Origin of the sequence: Streptomyces sp. NPDC060232, assembly GCF_042726555.1 — a bacterium.
Taxonomy (GTDB): Bacteria; Actinomycetota; Actinomycetes; order Streptomycetales; family Streptomycetaceae; genus Streptomyces.
Map to the genome: position 1 here is coordinate 128,061 of NZ_JBHXAG010000017.1, position 19,137 is coordinate 147,197.

Consider the following 19,137-nt stretch of genomic DNA (forward strand, 5'->3'; position numbering starts at 1 on the left):
ATCTCTCCAAGGACGACATGACCCAGCACCTCGCCGACGCACTTCCCACCACCACCGGCACCACGCCCGGCTGGTGGAGAGACGCGGTGATCTACCAGGTCTATCCGCGCAGCTTCGCCGACTCCAACGGGGACGGCATGGGGGACCTCGAAGGCATCCGCAGCCGCCTGCCCTACCTCAAGGAGCTGGGCGTCGACGCCGTCTGGCTCAGCCCCTTCTACGCCTCCCCGCAGGCCGACGCCGGCTACGACGTCGCCGACTACCGGGCCATCGACCCCATGTTCGGCACCCTGCACGACGCCGACGCCGTGATCCGCGAGGCCCATGGCCTGGGCCTGCGCATCATCGTCGACCTCGTCCCGAACCACTGCTCCGACCAGCACGAATGGTTCAAGCAGGCACTGCGCGAAGGTTCCGGTTCCCGGCTGCGGGAGCGCTTCCACTTCCGTCCCGGCAAGGGCGAGGACGGCGAACTGCCGCCCAACGACTGGGAGTCGATCTTCGGCGGGCCCGCGTGGACCCGGGTCGCGGACGGCGAGTGGTACCTGCACCTCTTCGCACCCGAGCAGCCCGACTTCAACTGGGAGCACCCGGCCGTCAGGGACGAGTTCCGCTCCATCCTGCGCTTCTGGCTCGACCTCGGCGCCGACGGCTTCCGCGTCGACGTCGCCCACGGCCTGGTCAAGGCGCCCGGCCTGCCCGACCTCGGCGCCAGGGACCAGCTCAAGCTGCTCGGCAACGACGTCATGCCCTTCTTCGACCAGGACGGCGTCCACGAGATATACCGCTCCTGGCGCCGCATCCTCGACGAGTACGAGGGCGACCGCGTCCTGGTCGCCGAGGCCTGGACCCCGACCGTCGAGCGCACCGCCCGCTACGTGCGCCCCGACGAGATGCACCAGGCCTTCAACTTCCAGTACCTGACGGCCGACTGGGACGCGGACGCACTGCGCGAGGTCATCGACGGCTCACTGGCCGCGATGCGCCCGGTCGGCGCCCCCACCACCTGGGTGCTGTCCAACCACGACGTCACCCGCCACGCCACCCGCTACGCCAATCCCGCCGGCCTCGGCACCCAGCTGCGCGAGCCCGGCGACCGCGAGCTCGGTCTGCGGCGGGCCCGCGCGGCGACCCTGCTGATGCTGGCGCTGCCCGGTTCGGCGTACGTCTACCAGGGCGAGGAGCTCGGCCTGCCCGACGTCACCGACCTGCCGGACGAGGTGCGCCAGGACCCGTCGTTCTTCCGCGCGGCGGGACAGGACGGCTTCCGCGACGGCTGCCGGGTGCCCATCCCGTGGTCGGGTACCGAGGCCCCGTACGGCTTCGGTACCGGCGGCAGCTGGCTCCCGCAGCCCGACTCCTGGGCGGAGCTGAGCGTGGAGGCGCAGACCGGCGACCCCTCCTCCACCCTGGAGCTGTACCGGACGGCCCTGCGGCTGCGCCGCGAGCACCCGGAACTGGGCGCGGGCGACTCGGTGGACTGGCAGGAGGCTCCCGAAGGCGTCCTGGTCTTCCGCCGCGGGGACTTCCTGTGCACCGCCAACACCACCGGCACGGCGGTACGGTTCCCCGTCGCCGGCGAGGCCCTGCTGTCCAGCGGCGCGACGGTCGAGGGCGGCGTGCTGCCGGCCGACACCACGGTGTGGTGGCAGGTGACGTCGGGGTGACCTCCCCTCTCCGGCTGACGGACATCGCCGCGCAGGCCCAGGTCAGCGAGGCGACGGTCAGCCGTGTGCTCAACGGCAAGGCGGGCGTCGCGGCCGGCACCCGGCACAAGGTGCTGGCCGCGATGGACCTGCTCGGCTACGAGCGGCCCGTCCGGCTCAAGCGCCGCAGCAACGGCCTGGTCGGACTGCTCATCCCCGAGCTGACCAACCCGATCTTCCCGGCGTTCGCCCAGGTCATCGAACAGGCCCTGGCCGGGCACGGCTACACGCCGGTGCTGTGCACCCAGACACCGGGCGGGGCCACCGAGGACGAACTGGTGGAGCAGCTGGAGGAGCGGGGTGTCACCGGCATCGTCTTCCTGTCGGGGCTGCACGCGGACACCCACGCCGACCCGGCCCGCTACCAGCGCCTCGCCTCCCGGGGGCTGCCGTTCGTGATGATCAACGGCTTCAACGAGCACGTGACCGCCCCCTTCATCTCCCCGGACGACCGCGCGGCCGCCGAGATGGCCGTACGGCACCTGCAGGACCTCGGGCACGAACGGATCGGACTGGCCATCGGGCCGACCCGCTACGTGCCCTCGGCCCGCAAGGAGCAGGGCTTCCGGTCCGTCGTACCGGACGCGGAGGACAAGGGGCGGATCCAGCGCACCCTCTTCACGGTCGAGGGCGGGCACGCCGCAGGCGGCGCCCTCCTCGACCGCGGTTGCACGGGCATCGTGTGCGGCAGCGACCCGATGGCGCTCGGGGTGATAAGAGCCGTGCGCGAGCGGGGCCTGCGGGTGCCGCAGGACGTGTCGGTGGTCGGCTTCGACGACTCGCCGCTGATCGCCTTCACCGACCCGCCGCTCACGACGGTCCGCCAGCCGGTACGGGCGATGGCGACGGCCGCGGTGGGCGCCCTCCTGGAGGCGGTCTCCGGGACCCCGGTCCAGCGCACGGAGTACGTCTTCCAGCCGGAACTGGTGGTGCGAGGCTCGACGGGCCAGGTGCCGGGTTAGGGGCGGGGCGGTCGGGGGCTTCGGGAGCGGGTCCGCGCTGGGCGGGATCAGGGATGGTCTGGGGGTTTCCCGTCTGTCCCATCGGATGTCCGTGTCGGGCCGGTCCCTCAAGGGCGCTCGTTCCTCGCGTCGCTTCGCGATGTCGCTGCGCTCCACCCTTGACCGACCGTTCCGCCCCGGACATCCGAAAGACTGCCGGGAAGCCCCCAGAGGAACGGGCCGGGCTGTCACGAGACCGAGACGGGGCGGCCAGCGATGCGCGGGCGGAGCCCGGGGACGCGTCACATCGCTACGCGCTCCTGCCGGACGGCGTCCGCGAACCCCTGTGGCTGGGCATCGCTACGCGCTCCTCGACGACCGCGTCTGCAAGCCTGTTGGGTTGGGCATAGGCCGCCCCAGATCGCTACGCGCTTCTCGATGACCGCGTCTGCGATCCGTCGGTGGCTGGCCATCAGTCGCAGAAAGCTTTCCGCGTTCCTCGCGGACGGGGTCCGGCCTTCACGTGGGGAGGAAAAGCGCTAGACGACGGCTGAAGCGATGCCAATCCATGTCTGCGCGGGTGCGCGCCCCGAAGAGCCTGAAATTCGACCTAATTGCCCCAGTCTGTACCGGTGAGTGGGATCTCGCCGTGGTCTTGATGGGGGTTGGCATCGGCTGAGCCGATGGATCGCCCTCCCGCCTCTCGATGGCGCCTCTCCCAGCCCCGAACAAGGGTCGGACGCGGTCGTCGGGGAGCGCGTAGCGATGAGTGGCGGCCTATGTCCAGTCACAGAGGCCCGCGGGCGCGTGATGGAGAAGCGCGTAGCGATCTGAGGCGGCTTATGCCCAGCCCAAGGGGCTCGCAGGCGCCGTCCGGCAGGAGCGCGTAGCGATGTGAGGCGCCCTGGGCTCCGCCCGCGCAGCGCTGGCCGCCCCGTCCCTGAAAAGGAGCACCTGGCCCGTTCTTCTGGGGGCTTCCCGGCAGTCTTTCGGATGTCCGTGGCGGGACGGTCGGTCAAGGGTGGAGCGCAGCGACATCGCGAAGCGACGCGAGGAACGAGCGCCCTTGAGGGACCGGCCCGACACGGACAGACGATGGGACAGACGGGAAACCCCCAGGACGTCTCTGATACCGCCCAGCACGGACACCGCTCCCGAAGCCACCCCGCGCCCCCGTCCACCCCCCCGTCCGCCCCCACCAGCTACCGCCGTGTGCGGCCGCGCCGCGCCTGGGGGCGGGTGGGCGGCCGCCGACCAGGAGCGGGGGAGCTGTGGGGGTGGAGGAGCTGTAGCTGTATCCAACTATCGGCGAAGGGCCGGCCCGGTCGTTCGCTGAGCGGTGAACTCGCCCTTCAGGGGCCCCAGTCGAGGCGACTGCCCGGCGGGACACGCCTCGGAAACAATTCTGCAATCTCTTGCGCAAACTCTTGCAGGCCTCCTACCTGGCACCTACGGTCGCTCCAATCCCCACCTCTCCCGCCAGGAGGACCCCGCATGCCTGTCAGAGCTGCCAGAGCTGCAACTCTTTTCACCGCCACCGCACTTGCCGCCGCCACCCTCACCGCCGTCGCCCCACAGGCCGCCGCCGCGCCCCCCGGCGAGAAGGACGTGACCGCCGTCCTTTTCGAGTGGCGCTTCGACTCCGTCGCCAAGGCCTGCACCGATTCCCTCGGACCCGCCGGGTACGGGTACGTGCAGGTCTCGCCCCCGCAGGAGCACGTCCAGGGCAGTCAGTGGTGGACCTCGTACCAGCCCGTCAGCTACAAGATCGCAGGGCGGCTGGGCGACCGTACGGCCTTCAAGGCCATGGTCGACACCTGTCACGCCGCGGGCGTCAAGGTCGTCGTCGACTCCGTCGTCAACCACATGGCGGGCCCGGCGGACCCGGGCGCCACCCTCACCGGGACGGGCGGCAGTTCGTACACGAAGTACAACTACCCGGGGATCTACTCGGGCGCCGACATGGACGACTGCCGGGCGACGATCTCCACCTACCAGGACCGCGGCAACGTCCAGAACTGCGAGCTCGTGCAGCTCGCGGACCTGGACACGGGCGAGGACTACGTGCGGGGCCGGATCGCCGGCTACCTCAACGACCTGCTCTCGCTGGGCGTCGACGGCTTCCGCATCGACGCCGCCAAGCACATGCCCGCCGCCGACCTCGCCAACATCAAGTCCCGGCTGACGAACCCCTCGGTCTACTGGAAGCAGGAGGCCATCTTCGGAGCCGGGGAAGCCGTCCTGCCGAGCGAGTACCTCGGCAACGGCGACGTGCAGGAGTTCCGGTACGCCCGGGACCTCAAGCGCGTCTTCCACAGCGAGAACCTCGCCTACCTGAAGAACTTCGGCGAGGCGTGGGGGTACATGCCCTCCGCCCAGAGCGGCGTCTTCGTCGACAACCACGACACCGAGCGCGTCGGCGACACGCTCACCTACAAGGACGGCTCCGCCTACACCCTCGCCAGCGTGTTCGCCCTGGCCTGGCCGTACGGATCCCCGGACGTGCACTCCGGCTACGAGTGGACCGACAAGGACGCCGGCCCGCCGAACGGCGGCACGGTCAACGCCTGCTACTCCGACGGGTGGAAGTGCCAGCACGCCTGGCGGGAGATCTCCTCCATGGTCGGCTTCCGCAACGCGGCCCGCGGACAGGCCGTCGGCAACTGGTGGGACAACGGCGGCGACCAGATCGCCTTCGGACGCGGCTCCAAGGCCTACGTCGCGATCAACCACGAGGGCTCGGCCCTGACCCGGACCTTCCAGACCTCGCTCCCCGCCGGCGACTACTGCGACGTGCAGAGCGGGCGCACCGTCACCGTCGGCTCCGGCGGCCAGTTCACCGCCACGCTCGGCGCCGGGACCGCCCTCGCCCTGCACGTCGACGCCCGTACCTGCACGGGCACCCCCGCCGGCCCCGGCGGCGCCGCCTTCGCCGTCAACGCCACCACCGTGCCGGGCCAGAACATCTACGTCACCGGCGACCGCGCCGAACTCGGCGGCTGGAACACCGGCGCCGCGCTCAAGCTGGACCCGGCCGCCTACCCCGTGTGGAAGCTCGACGTCACGCTCCCGGCCGGCACGTCCTTCGCGTACAAGTACATCCGCAAGGACGCCTCCGGGAACGTCACCTGGGAGAGCGGCGCCAACCGTACGGCCACCGTTCCCGCGAGCGGCAAGGTCACTCTGACCGACACCTGGCGCAACTGAGCCGCCCGCCCCACAGACCAGGGCCGCCCGGCACCACCTGCCCCATCCACCGGACTCCGTCCGGGGGGACCCCCAGGCCGGGCGGCCCTCAACCCTGCGACACGTACACAAGGAGACCCGCCTTGATACGCCCTGCCGCAGGAGTGCTCGCCGCCGCCCTGGCCGTGACACTCCTGCCCGCCCTCCCCGCCGCGGCCGCCGAGGCCAAGGCGCCCGCCCCGCCCTCGGACGCGAAACTCGCCGCCGCACCGGCCCGCCACGACCTGACCCGCGAGCAGTTCTACTTCGTGCTCCCGGACCGGTTCGCGAACGGTGACCCGCGCAACGACCGTGGCGGACTGACCGGCTCCCGTCTGGAGACCGGCCTGGACCCCACCGACAAGGGCTTCTACCAGGGCGGCGACCTCAAGGGGCTCACCGACCGGCTCGACTACATCAAGGGGCTCGGCACCACGGCCATCTGGATGGCGCCGATCTTCAAGAACCAGCCGGTGCAGGGCAAGGGGGACGACGTCTCCGCCGGCTACCACGGCTACTGGATCACCGACTTCACGCAGGTCGACCCGCACTTCGGCACCAACGCGGACCTGGAGCGGCTGATCGACAAGGCGCACGCCAAGGGGATGAAGGTCTTCTTCGACGTCATCACCAACCACACCGCCGACGTCGTGGACTACCGGCAGGCCTCCTACTCGTACCTGTCGAAGGGGGCGTTCCCCTACCTGACGAAGGACGGCGTGCCGTTCGACGACAAGGACTATGCCGACGGGAAGAAGAAGTTCCCGAAGGTCGACGGGGAGTCCTTCCCGAGGACTCCGTTCGTGCCGGACGCGAAGAAGAACCTCAAGGTGCCGGGCTGGCTCAACGACCCGACGATGTACCACAACCGGGGTGACTCCACCTTCGCCGGCGAGTCCTCCGAGCAGGGCGACTTCTTCGGCCTCGACGACCTGTGGACCGAGCGCCCCGAGGTCGTCAGCGGAATGGAGAAGATCTACCAGAAGTGGGTCAAGGACTTCGACATCGACGGCTTCCGCATCGACACGGTCAAGCACGTCAACACGGAGTTCTGGACCCAGTGGGCGACCGCCCTCGACGAGTACGCGGCCAGGCGCGGACGCGACGACTTCTTCATGTTCGGTGAGGTCTACTCCGCCGACACCGCCGTCACCTCCCCGTACGTGACGCGCGGCCGCCTGGACGCCACCTTGGACTTCCCGCTCCAGGACGCGATCCGCGCGTACGCCTCCCAGGGCGCGGCGGCCTCCCGGCTGGGCTCCGTCCTCGCCGACGACTACCGCTACACCTCGGGCAAGGCCAACGCCTACGAGCAGGTGACCTTCCTCGGCAACCACGACATGGGCCGCTTCGGCTCCTTCCTGAAGCAGGACCGGCCGGGCGCCGCCGAGCAGGAGCTGCTGGGCCGCTACCGGCTCGCCAACGAGCTGATGTTCTTCTCCCGGGGCAACCCGGTGATCTACTCCGGTGACGAGCAGGGCTACACCGGCGCGGGCGGCGACAAGGACTCGCGCCAGCCGCTGTTCGCCTCGCGGGTCGCCGACTACCTGGACGACGACCAGCTCGGAACGGCGCGCACACACGCGAGCGACGCCTACGATCCGGAGCACCCTCTCTACAAGGAGATCAGTGCTCTCTCGAAGCTGACCAAAGCCCACCCGGCCCTGCGCGACGGCATCCAGAGCGAGCGCCTCGCCGACGGCAGCGTGTACGCCTTCGCCCGCACCGACGCCCGCACCCGTACCGAGTACCTGGTCGCCGCCAACAACGGCGCCGAGTCCCGCACCGTCGAGATCGACGCCCCGGCCGGCTCCCAGTACCGCACCCTGTACGGCGGTACCGCGCTGATCCGCGCCTCGGCCGCGGGCAAGCTCACCGTCGTCGTCCCCGCCCTCGGCTCGGTGGTCCTCCATGCCGTCGCCCCCCTCGCCGCCCCCGCTGCCAAGCCCGCCCTGACCCTCAAGGTCCCGGCCCCCGGCGCCTCCGGCACCGTCGAGCTGTCCGCCGACGTCAGCGGCGGCGGCCTGAACCGGGTCGTCTTCGCCGCGCAGACCGGCAACGACAAGTGGCAGGTCCTCGGCTCCGCCGACCACGCCCCCTACAAGGTCACCCAGCACGTCACCGCGCCCGCCGGGACCCCGCTGCGCTACAAGGCCGTCGTCGTCGACTCCGTCGGCCGCACCGCGAGCGCCCTCGCCCAGTCCGTCGCAGGCCAGGCCCCGCCCGTGGAAGCGCCCACCGCAACCCAGCGCGACTACGCGGTCGTCCACTACAACCGGCCTGACGGCGACTACACCGACTGGCGGCTGTACGCCTGGGGCGACATCGCGGACGGCGAGTCCACACCGTGGCCGGCCGGCCACGCCTTCACCGGCCGCGACGCCTACGGCGCCTTCGCGCACGTCAAGCTCAAGCCCGGCGCCTCCTCGGTCGGCTACCTCGTCATCGACAAGGACGGCAACAAGGACGTCGCCGCCGACCGCACCATCGACGTGACGAAGACCGGCGAGATCTGGCTGGAGCAGGGCAAGGAGCCCGCCCGCACCGACCGCCCGGCCTACCCGCCGCAGGACCAGGGCAAGGCCGTACTGCACTACCAGCGCCCCGACGGCGCCTACGACGGCTGGGGCCTGCACGTGTGGACCGGGGCGGCGACCCCGACCGACTGGTCCAAGCCGCTGCTCCCCACCCGTACCGACTCCTACGGCGCGGTCTACGAGGTCCCCCTCGCCGCCGGCGCCACCAGCCTCAGCTACATCCTGCACAAGGGCGACGAGAAGGACCTGCCCACCGACCAGTCCCTGGACCTGAAGGCCACCGGCCACGAGGTGTGGATGCTGGGCGGCCAGGAGAAGTACCTCCTGCCGCAGCCCGCCGGCTCCTCCGCCGCCCTCGACCTCACCAAGTCCCAGGCGGTGTGGATCGACCGCGACACCGTCGCCTGGAACGCCCCCGCGGCCGCCGCCTCCGTCCAGCTCCTCGCCTCCCGCGACGGCGCCGTCAAGGCGGAGAACAGCGCGCTGACCGGCCTGGCCCAGTGGCTGCGGCTGAACCGGACCGAGCTCACCGCCGCCCAGAAGCAGAAGTTCCCGCACCTGGCCGCGTACGCCGCGTTCAGCGTGGACCCGCGTGACCGCGACCGTGTACGGACGGCCCTGCGCGGGCAGCTCGTCGCCTCCGCCCGCGCCGCGAACGGCGCCGTCCTCGCCGCCACCGGCGTCCAGCTCGCCGGCGTCCTCGACGACCTGTACGCGACGACCGCCGCGCTCGGCCCGGTCTTCAAGGACGGCCGCCCCACCCTCTCCGTCTGGGCGCCCACCGCCCAGCAGGTGTCCCTCGAACTCGACGGGCGCAGCGTCGCGATGCGCCGCGACGACGCCACCGGCGTCTGGTCGGTGCGCGGCGAGCGCTCCTGGACCGGGAAGCCCTACCGCTACGCGGTGACCGTGTGGGCCCCCAGCACCCGCCAGGTGGTCCGCAACCTCGTCACCGACCCCTACTCCACCGCCCTGACCGCCGACTCCACCCACAGCCTGGCCGTCGACCTCGCCGACCCCAAGCTGGCGCCGCACGGCTGGAAGACCCTGCGCAAGCCCGCGGCCGTGCCCTTCACCTCCGCGCAGATCCAGGAGCTGCACATCCGCGACTTCTCCGTCGCGGACCGCACCAGCGGCCACCCCGGCCAGTACCTGGCCTTCACCGACACCTCCTCGGCGGGCATGCGCCACCTGCGCGGCCTCGCCACCGCCGGCACCTCCTACGTCCACCTCCTGCCCGCCTTCGACATCGGCACCATCCCGGAGAAGGCCGCGGACCGCACCGAGCCGGCATGCGACCTCACGGTGTACGCGCCGGACTCGCAGGAGCAGCAGGCGTGCGTGGCGGCAGCCGCCGCGAAGGACTCCTACAACTGGGGCTACGACCCGCTGCACTACACCGTTCCCGAGGGCAGCTACGCCAGCGACCCGAACGGCACCGCCCGCACCGTCGAGTTCCGCAGGATGGTCCAGTCCCTGAACGGCGCCGGGCTGCGCACGGTGATGGACGTCGTCTACAACCACACCGTCGCCGCAGGGCAGTCGGACAAGTCGGTCCTCGACCGCATCGTCCCCGGCTACTACCAGCGCCTGCTGGCCGACGGCAGCGTCGCCACCTCCACCTGCTGCGCCAACACCGCCCCCGAGAACGCCATGATGGGCCGGCTCGTCGTGGACTCCGTCGTCACCTGGGCGAAGGAGTACAAGGTCGACGGCTTCCGCTTCGACCTGATGGGCCACCACCCGAAGGCCAACATCCTGGCGGTCCGCGCCGCCCTGGACGCCCTGACACCCGCCAAGGACGGCGTCGACGGGAAGAAGATCGTCCTTTACGGGGAGGGCTGGAACTTCGGCGAGATCGCCGACGACGCCCGCTTCGTGCAGGCCACGCAGAAGAACATGGCCGGGACCGGCATCGCCACCTTCTCCGACCGGGCGCGCGACGCGGTCCGCGGCGGCGGCCCCTTCGACGAGGACCCGCGCGTCCAGGGCTTCGCGTCGGGCCTGTTCACCGAGCCCAACGGCTCGCCCGCCAACGGCACCCCGGCCGAGCAGAAGGCCCGCCTCCTGCACGCCCAGGACCTGATCAAGGTCGGCCTCTCCGGCAACCTCTCCTCCTACGCCTTCACCGACACCTCCGGGCGCCGCGTCAAGGGCTCCGACGTGGACTACAACGGCGCCCCGGCCGGATACGCCGCCGCCCCCGGCGACGCCCTCGCCTACGCGGACGCCCACGACAACGAGACCCTCGCCGACGCCCTGACCTACAAGCTCCCGCCCGCCACCGGCAACGCCGACAAGGCCCGCATGCAGGTCCTGGCCATGGCGACGGCCACCCTCTCCCAGGGGCCGGCCCTCTCCCAGGCCGGCACGGACCTGCTGCGCTCCAAGTCCCTGGACCGCAACTCCTACGACAGCGGCGACTGGTTCAACGCCATCCAGTGGGACTGCCGCGCCGGCAACGGCTTCGGCCGCGGCCTGCCCCCGGCCGCCGACAACGCCCCGAAGTGGCCCTACGCGAAGCCGCTCCTGACGGGACCGGCGCCCACCTGCACCGACATCGACGCCACCGCGGCGGCCCACCGCGACCTGCTGAAGATCCGCACCACCGAGCCGGACTTCGCCCTCGCCACGGCCCAGGCCGTCCAGTCGCGGCTGGCCTTCCCGCTCTCGGGCCGGGAGGAGACCCCGGGCGTGATCACCATGACCCTGGGCGACCTGGTGGTCGTCTTCAACGCCACCCCCACCGCCCAGCCCCAGCGCGTCACCGCCCTCGCGGGCACCGCCTACCGCCTGCACCCGGTGCAGGCGGTCGGATCCGACGCCACCGTCAAGCAGTCCGCCTACGACGTGACGACAGGAGAGTTCACCGTCCCGGCACGCACCGTCTCCGTCTTCACACGACGGTGAGCCGGTCGAGCCGCTTCTCCAGCAGGATCACCCCGTAGGTCCTGCCGTCCATCCCCCGCTTGTCGGGGAGCTCCCCGACCACCCGGTAGCCCGCACCCACGTAGTACGCGAGCAGCCGGGGGTTGGTGGAGACGCAGTCCAGTCGCGCCCGCTCCCGCCCGGTCCTGGCCGTCCGCCGCTCGGCATGTTCGAGCAGCCGGCGCCCCGCTCCGGCGGGAGCGGTCTCGCGCGACACCATCAGCCGGTGCACGTAGCCCGCGACGGGCGGCTGGATCCCCCAGGCCTCCTCGTCGGACCACCACAACTCGTAGGCCCCGCACACCCGCCCGTCGGCGTCGCCGGCGAGCCACACCTCTCCGTCGTGCATCTTCGACCGGAAGTGCGCGGCGTCCTTGTCGCCGGGCTTCCACTGCTCGATCCCGTGCTTCACCATCCAGCGGGCGGCCTCGTCGTACAGCCGCACCAGGGTGCCGGCGTCCTTCTCCACGGCCGGCCGGAACAAGATCCCGTCGTCAATGATCACGCGGGCATTATCGGTGATCACCATGGGTCGTGATCAAGAGAGGGCGCGGTATGCGCGCCCTTTCACACAGCCGGGACCGCTCCACCCGGAACAAGCCCCACCAGGCGCCCCACCAGCTCCCCGAAGGGCCCGTCGGCGGGCTCGCCGGCCAGGATCCGTACGAGGATCCCCGCCATCTCCGCGTCGTACGCGGCACTCACCGCGGCCAGCGCCGCGAAGTCGTGCACCAGCTGGAGCTCCAGCTCGCCGCGCGGGATCCGGCGGCCGTCCAGCCAGATCAGCGCCGTGGACTCGGCGAGCGACACCCAGGAGCGCACCACGAGTTCGAGCCGGGCCGGCACCTCGTCGAGTCCGAGCCCCAGGTGCGTGAGGATCTGCTCGTACGCCGCCTGCCGGACCTCGTCGATCATCGCGTTGGCGCGGCTGCTGCCGACCGCGGGGCCGCCCCGCATCAGGGCGGAGAAGCCCGGCCCGTGGTCCTCGACGAAAGCGAAGAACCGCCCCATCACCCGCAGCAGGCGCGCCCCGAGCGGCCCCTCGCGCGGCTCCACGAACCGCTGCGCCAGCTCGTCGGCGGCCCGCCGCAGTGCCGCCTCGTACAGGCTGAGCTTGCCGGGGAAGTAGTGGTAGACCAGCGGCCGGGATATCCCCGCGGCCGCCGCGATCTCGTCGATCGACACATCGTCGGGCGACCGGTGGCTGAACAGCTCCAGGGCAACCCCGATCAGCTGTTGCCGCCGCTCCTCGACACCCATCCTGCGCCGCACTCCGGTCGTCATGCGGACACCCTACTGGGGAGCGTTCACAGGTCCAGGGTGAGGCGGTCCCCCTTCGCGCGTGAGACGCACAGCAGCATCGACTCCCCGCGCTCCTGGTCGGTGAGCAGGTCGTCTCGGTGGTCCACCTCGCCCGCGAGGACCCGGTGTTGGCAGGTCCCGCAGAACCCCTGCTCGCACGAGTACGGGGTGTCCGGCAGCTCCCTGCGCACCGCGGCGAGCGTGCTCTCCCCGGCGCCGACCTCGACGACCCGTCCCGAGCGGCGCAGTTCGACCGTGAACGCGCGCGCCGCAGGAGGCGTGGCCGACGGCGCGAAGCGCTCCAGGTGCACGGCCGCCGGGTCCCGGACCGCCGCCGTGACGGCCCGCATCAGGGGTTCCGGGCCGCAGCAGTAGACCAGGGTGCCGGGCGCGGTCTGCGCGAGCGGGGTCAGGTCGGGCAGGCCCGCCTCGTCCTCGGGGTGGACCGTGACCCGGTCGCCGTAGGCAGCGAGGTCGTCCAGGAAGGGCATCGAGTCGAGGGAGCGGCCCCCGTACAGCAGGGTCCAGTCGGCGCCCGCCGCGGTGGCCGCGCGGAGCATCGGCAGGATCGGTGTGATGCCGATGCCGCCCGCGACGAACGCGTACGACGGCGCCGGATGCAGCTCGAAGCGGTTGCGCGGGGGGCGCAGTTCCAGCTCTGCGCCCTCGACGAGCCGGGCGTGCGCCTCGCGGGAGCCGCCGCGGCCGTCCTCGACCAGCCGGATCGCGATCCGGTAGCGGCCCGCGTCCGCCGGGTCGCCGCACAGCGAGTACTGGCGGACCCGTCCCGAGGGCAGGGTGACGTCCACATGCGCGCCGGGCGTCCACGCGGGCAGCTCCGGGGATTCCAGGGTCAGTTCCAGCACGTCCTGCGCCGGCTGGACACGGGAGACGACCAGCGCGCGCAGCGCGCGGCGCGGGGAGTGGCCCGAGACCGGTACCTCCAGGGCCGGCAGCGGCCACAACGGGGAGTTCCCGATACGGCGGTTCAGGGCCCGCCTCGCCGCCCAGGCCGCACCGGCGACCGCTGTGGCCGTCGTGACCGCGAGGGCGCGCCTCATGCCCGCACCCCGCCGTTCGCGCCGGGGGAGGAGGCCAAGTAGGCCACCGCCCGGGCCGTCGAGCCCTCCTGCGAGGGGTGGTACGTACGGGAGAGGTACTTCGGGACGGACTTCAGCATGGAGCCGGTCGACGGGAGCACGCCCTGCTGCCCGGCCAGGAAGAACTGCCTGAAGGAGGCCTTGCCGTCGACGAGGTGGGGATCGTTCTCCATGAAGAAGCGGACCCCGCGCTGCCACAGGAAGACCAGGGAGGCGAAGGCCGTCGCCCAGGTCCGGGCCCGGCGGCGGTAGCCCCCGTCGAGGTGCATGAAGAGGTCGAAGGCCACCGAGCGGTGCTCGACCTCCTCCGCCCCGTGCCAGCGCAGCAGGTCCAGCATGGTGGGGTCGGCGCCCCGCCGGTCGAGTTCCTCGGCGCCCAGCACCCAGTCGCCGAGGAACGCCGTGTAGTGCTCGATCGCCGCGATCATCGCGACCCGCTCCATCAGCCACCAGTGCCGGGCCCGGCCCGGCGGGAGGGTCCGGTCGCCGAGCAGTTTCTCGAACAGCCAGTCCACCTGGGCGGTGTAGGGGGTCGGGTCGAGACCCAGCCGCTTCAGGTGCGGGAGGACGTCGTCGTGGGCGGCGGCGTGCATGGCCTCCTGGCCGATGAAGCCGACGACGTCCTCCCGCAGCCGCTCGTCCTCGATGTACGGGAGCGCCTGCTTGTAGACGTGCACGAACCACCGCTCGCCGGCGGGCAGCAGCAGGTGCAGCACGTTGATCATGTGCCCGGCGAAGGGTTCGCCGGGCAGCCAGTGCAGCGGGGTGTTCTCCCAGCCGAAGGACACGTTGCGGGGCCTGAGGTCCACGTGTTCCGACGCCACGGGGGCGGGCGCGAGCGGCGTATTAGACATGGCGTCAATGTACTGATGGGTACAGGGGGTGAGAAGACCCCTGCGCCGACTTGTCCGCCCGCCGGCCTCCGGCGGGCGGACAAGTCCGGCTACCGCCCGGTGCCGCCGCTCGCCAGCGCCCACTCGCGGTTCAGCGAGCCCAGCGGGATCCGGCGCTCGAAGGCGGGCGTGCCGAACAGGGAGAGCTGCAGCTGGAGCTGCCCGCTCAGGTCGAAGCCGCCGTACAGCGCCCAGGCTCCGCTGACGGAGGCCTTGCCGTCGCTGGACGCGGTCGCCTTGACGTCGGCCTCGCCGCGCAGGTACGGGGCGAAGTCGCCGGTGACGCCGACGGCGCCGTAGAGGCCGACGGACGCCTCGGCGCCGAGCGCGCCCTTGACCCGCCCGGCGGCGGTGACGGTCGCCTGGACCGGCGTGCTCTTCACGTTCGAGGAGCTGACCGGGGTCCAGCCCTTGCCGAAGGCGTAGCTGCCGCCGACCTTGAAGTCGCCCTTGACGTCCTGCTGGACGTCGAGGGTCACCTTGCCGTCGGCCTCCACCTGGATGTAGCAGGTCAGGCCGAGGTTGACGACGACCGGCACCGGGCCGACCTGGATGACCGGCGAGGTGTGCAGCTTGGCGAAGGGGATTCGCTTGGGCGCACCGGTGCTCGCGGCGGCGCGGCCCTGGAGCTTCCACTGCGAGGACCAGTCGCCGCTCATCCCGAGGAAGGCGCCGCGCGGGCCGGAGCCGCCGCCCTGGCTGCCGTCGTAGGAGAACTCGACCTGCGGGGCGAGCTGGACGAAGCCGGAGACCGAGGCGCCGGCCGAGGCGGGGGCTTCCGGGGCGGTGTCGACGGAGGCGTTCACGTCGAGCCGCAGGTTCCCGAGGGGCAGCTTGGCGCCCTCGGGGCCGAACTTCAGGCCCTCGCTCTTGGCCCAGGAGAAGGTGACTCCCTTCATCAGGGGCTCGACGACGACCGCCGACGGGTCGACGGGGACCTTGCCGTCGGCCTTGTCGTCGTTGAGGACGGCGGCCAGTGTCGTCGAGGCGGTCTTGACCTCGGTGCCGCGGTCGGTCTTGCCGACGACCTCGGTGACCTTGGCGAGCAGGCCGTTCGGGGCGCCGGGCGCCGGGGCGCTGGCGATGACATCGCCCGCGGCGACGGGCTTGTCGGCCTCGGGCGACTTCTCCGTCGACGGTGCCTGGGAGGGCCCCTTCGGCGGGGCCTTGGCTATGACGGCCCGACCGGTCGCGGCGTCGTACGAGGCGACCTTGAGCGTGGACTTCTCGGTCCGGCCCTTCGAGCCGCTGCGGGCGACGGCCGCGGGCGTGGGCTCGCCCTGGGGGGCGGCGGCCACGTCCAGCTGCTGCGACGTGCCGTCGGCGGACGGGGTGAGGGGGGCGGGCGCGGCCGGTTCGGCGCCGGTGTGGGAGGTCGATGCGCAGCCGGTGGCGGTGAGCGCGAGGGCGGTCAGACCGGGGAGGAGGAGGCTGCGGGCAAGCGTGCGCACGTGGTGAACCTTCAAAAGGGGCAGGGGTGTGGGGGATTACCGATCGGTAACCGGAATCCGATCATGCCACGTGTGCGCAGCGACCGTCATGTCCGGATCCCGCCAACTCCCTTCAGCCGCCTGGTCGTTGAATCTTCACACGACCTCGCGGCTGTCCCGGGTCCGCTGCCTGCCCCGCCTCGGCCGTCAGCGCAGCACGCCCGCCTTCGTGCCGTCCGTGAGCTTCCCGGACAGGTCGACCTGCGCGCCGGCGGGCGCCTGGACCGCCAGCCGGTTGCCGTTCGCCGAACCGTTCACGCCGCCGCCCGACACCGACAGCGACGCGAACTGTGCGCTGCCCGCCGCCAGGACGTACCACTGGCCCGCCCGCGACTTCCACAGCACGCCCGCCAGCACCCTCGGCTCCCGGGGCCCGCACGCCGCGGCGCCTTCCGCGGCCGCCGCCTGCGCCGCCGCGGCCGAGCCCGGCGCCAGGAACTGGGCCTGCACGCGGTCCGCCGCGCCCTGCCAGGTCTCGGCCCGCGTACAGAGCCAGGTCGCCGTCCCGTCGCCCTCCGGCAGCGGCTGCTTCGCGTACGTCCAGGCGTTGACCGTACGGACCCCGTGCGAGCGGACCGACGGAAGCAGGCAGGCGATCCTCGACCAGTCCGCGAGCTCCGCGGCCTCCGTCACGTTCCGCTCGGCCCCCGGCGCCCCCGAGGTCAGCCGGGCCGGGGTCAGCTCACCCAGGTCGGTGATCAGCCGGGTGGCTCCGTCCCCGGTCAGGGACAGGGCGGTCCAGCTCGTGCAGTCGCCTGTCGGCGCCGGACCCGGCACCGGCGGGGTGACCCCGTCCTGCGTCGTCTTCAGCACCGCCGGCGGGCCGCCGGGCCCCAGCAGGTCCCGCAGGGCCACCCCCGTCACCCAGGGCGCGGTCAGGTAGCGGACGTTGCCGTCGACCCGGCTGACGACCAGCGCGGTCGCGGTGTCCGCCGAGGCGCCGTCGGTCCGGGCGAAGTCCAGGGCCGCGCCCGCCGGTCCCGAGCGCGGCTCGGCGTAGCGGACCACGCGCAGACCGTCGTACAGCAGGACCACCACGGCCTGGTCGACGGCGCCCGCGAACAGCAGCTGCGCCGGCCCCATCGGCGGCCCCGACGGCGTCCCCGGGGTGGCCGACACGACCACGGAGGAGCCGGGCCGCGCCCAGACCGCCAGCGCCCGCCGCAGCAGCGCCGTGTCGTCCGCGCGGTCCCCGCGGGCCGGCCAGGTCGAGAAGTCCGTACGGGAGGACGTGTGCCAGAGCGCGGGCGCGGCCCGGACCAGCTTCCCCGGATCCAGGGCCAGTTCGGCCGCGGCGTTGCGCGCGTACGGCGGGGCGGCGGCCCCGTCCGCACCCCAGCCCCCGACGGGCAGCGCGAGGAGCGCCCCGCACACGGCGAGGGCGGCCGCGGCGGCCAGCGCGGCCCGCGTCAGGCGGCGGCGCCGCAGCAGGTCGGTGGGCCGGGCCTGGAGCACGCACGGGTCGAACTCGGGGGAGGCGAACAGCCCGTCGTTCGCCGGATCCCCGGACTCCCGGGCCGCGGCGGCCGGGTCCGGGACGCCGGCCTCGTCGAGCACCCGGAGCACCTCCGGCTCGGGCAGCCGCTCCAGCGCCCGCAGCACGCAGGCGGCCCGGCCCGGGCCGTCGAGGGTGGCCAGCCACTGGTCGAGGGCGAGCTCCTCGGCCCCGCCCGAGCGGGGGAACAGCCGCAGGCCCCACACCTGGGGCAGCGCCGGCGGGAGCTGCGCACGCCGCGGCAGCGCCCGGAACGTCAGCGGGAGTCCCGCCTCCAGGGCCGCACGGAGCACCCGCAGCCGGACGTACGCGTACCCGGAGTCCTCCGGGCCGCCCCGCTGCCCCGGGACCCCGCCCTGCACGGCCGCGGCGCCGGCCGCCGCCCCCCGCCGCCCGCGCGGCAGCGCCCGCTGGACCAGCGAGTGCGCGGTGAGCACCCGCCGCTTGCGGCCGAGGGCGGGGGGCAGCACCAGATAGGCGAGCCGCACCAGCCGCGGGTAGTGCTCGACGATGGCGGCCTCGGCCTGCTCGACGTCCGGCGGCACGGGGCCCACGGGGGGCAGGGAGCGGGTGGCGGTATCCGGCGCAGTCACGTTCAGCAGAACGAGCGAATCGTCGGATGGTCACCCCCTGCCCCGCCTGCGGGGGGCTCAGCCCACCAGGCGGTTCAGCCCGTCAGGCGGGACCGGAGCGCCTCGACCGTCTCGTCCGGGACGCCGAGCCCCTCGCGCACGTACTTCTCCATGGAGCCGTAGCGCGTCTCGACCTCGTCGAGGGCGGCCTCCAGGTAGGAGGGGAAGACCCCGATCAGCGCGAGCGCGATGTCCGGGTTGCCGCCGGCCGCCGTGAAGCCCTCGATCATCGGGGCGAAGGCCTGCTTGACCGCCGGGTTCACGGAGAGGTATTCGGCCATCAGGGTGTCGTCGTCCGCGCCGAGCAGCGACAGGATGACGGTCGCGCCCCAGCCGGTGCGGTCCTTGCCGGCCGTGCAGTGGAACAGCAGTGGGCCCGCCTGGGGGTCGGCGGCCTCGGTGAGCAGCATGCGATAGGCGGCCTGCGCGGAGCCGGAGCGCACGAAGGCCCGGTAGGTGTCGGCGAAGAGGGCCTGCGTCCTGCCGCCGCCCAGCCGCTCCTCCGCCACGACCGGGTCGGCGAGAAGGTCCTTGAGCTGCACAGCGGCGGGCTTCCTGCCCGCGCCCCGCAGCTGGTCGGCGAGGACGTCGCCGACCAGGAGGCGGGCCCCGGCCGGTATGCGGTCGGGGTGGTCGGCGCGTTCCGCGTCGGTGCGGAAGTCGATGACGGTACGCACATCCAGAGCCGCCACCACCGGGTCGGCGTCGAGGTCGAGCCGGTCGAGCTGGCCGGAGCGCAGCACCAGGCCGGGGCGGACGGTGCGGGCGCCGGAGAGCGGGGTGCCGCCGAGGTCGCGGAGGTTGGCGACGGTGGTGGACGGGGTGGCGGTCATCGTGGCGGCTCCAGCGGTGTTCGAGTGACGCATGTCGTTCGGTGGTGCGGTCGCC

At 72.6% G+C, this 19,137-nt stretch carries 11 protein-coding genes; 4 read left to right on the forward strand and 7 right to left on the reverse strand.

The features are described from left to right. The first annotated feature begins 17 nt into the window (after positions 1–17). The 4 genes from ACFWFZ_RS24035 to pulA all read left to right on the forward strand — a co-directional run bounded on the left by ACFWFZ_RS24035 (position 18) and on the right by pulA (position 11,319). A complete protein-coding gene (locus tag ACFWFZ_RS24035; protein WP_387124868.1) occupies positions 18–1,667 on the forward strand; it encodes a glycoside hydrolase family 13 protein in 1,650 nt (549 codons plus the stop codon). Beyond that, positions 1,664–2,668 carry a LacI family DNA-binding transcriptional regulator gene (locus ACFWFZ_RS24040; protein WP_387124869.1) on the forward strand — a complete coding sequence of 335 codons (1,005 nt, stop codon included), beginning with the start codon at positions 1,664–1,666 and terminating at the stop codon, positions 2,666–2,668. The genes ACFWFZ_RS24035 and ACFWFZ_RS24040 overlap by 4 nt, the downstream gene beginning before the upstream one ends. Before the next feature lie 1,473 nt (positions 2,669–4,141). Beyond that, complete coding sequence (locus ACFWFZ_RS24045; RefSeq protein ID WP_387124870.1) at positions 4,142–5,854, forward strand: carbohydrate-binding module family 20 domain-containing protein; 1,713 nt, start codon at positions 4,142–4,144, stop codon at positions 5,852–5,854. Between the two features lie 122 nt (positions 5,855–5,976). Continuing rightward, positions 5,977–11,319 carry a pullulanase-type alpha-1,6-glucosidase gene (gene pulA / locus ACFWFZ_RS24050; RefSeq protein ID WP_387124871.1) on the forward strand — a complete coding sequence of 1,781 codons (5,343 nt, stop codon included), beginning with the start codon at positions 5,977–5,979 and terminating at the stop codon, positions 11,317–11,319. Here the strand turns inward: pulA and ACFWFZ_RS24055 are convergent. From ACFWFZ_RS24055 to ACFWFZ_RS24085, 7 genes are all read right to left on the reverse strand, one after another. Further along, on the reverse strand, positions 11,306–11,842 hold the full coding sequence (locus ACFWFZ_RS24055) for a GNAT family N-acetyltransferase (protein ID WP_387124873.1): 537 nt from the start codon (positions 11,840–11,842) through the stop codon (positions 11,306–11,308). The genes pulA and ACFWFZ_RS24055 overlap by 14 nt on opposite strands. A 62-nt stretch (positions 11,843–11,904) precedes the next feature. Then, positions 11,905–12,621, reverse strand: coding sequence for a TetR/AcrR family transcriptional regulator (locus ACFWFZ_RS24060; protein ID WP_387124874.1), 717 nt, complete (start codon positions 12,619–12,621; stop codon positions 11,905–11,907). Positions 12,622–12,644: 23 nt separating this feature from the next. Further along, positions 12,645–13,700 carry a PDR/VanB family oxidoreductase gene (locus ACFWFZ_RS24065; protein WP_387124875.1) on the reverse strand — a complete coding sequence of 352 codons (1,056 nt, stop codon included), beginning with the start codon at positions 13,698–13,700 and terminating at the stop codon, positions 12,645–12,647. Beyond that, entirely contained in the window at positions 13,697–14,593 is an 897-nt protein-coding gene (locus ACFWFZ_RS24070; protein ID WP_387124876.1) for a metal-dependent hydrolase, read from the reverse strand. The genes ACFWFZ_RS24065 and ACFWFZ_RS24070 overlap by 4 nt, the downstream gene beginning before the upstream one ends. Positions 14,594–14,682: 89 nt before the next feature. Beyond that, the gene (locus ACFWFZ_RS24075) at positions 14,683–16,083 is read right to left on the reverse strand and encodes a hypothetical protein (protein WP_387124877.1); all 1,401 of its coding nucleotides are present in this window, start codon (positions 16,081–16,083) and stop codon (positions 14,683–14,685) included. 186 nt (positions 16,084–16,269) lie between these two features. Continuing rightward, positions 16,270–18,210: a hypothetical protein gene (locus tag ACFWFZ_RS24080; RefSeq protein ID WP_387124879.1), complete on the reverse strand. Its 1,941-nt coding sequence runs from the start codon at positions 18,208–18,210 to the stop codon at positions 16,270–16,272. Positions 18,211–18,284: 74 nt separating this feature from the next. Beyond that, on the reverse strand, positions 18,285–19,082 hold the full coding sequence (locus ACFWFZ_RS24085; protein ID WP_387124880.1) for a tyrosine-protein phosphatase: 798 nt from the start codon (positions 19,080–19,082) through the stop codon (positions 18,285–18,287). Positions 19,083–19,137: the final 55 nt, after the last annotated feature.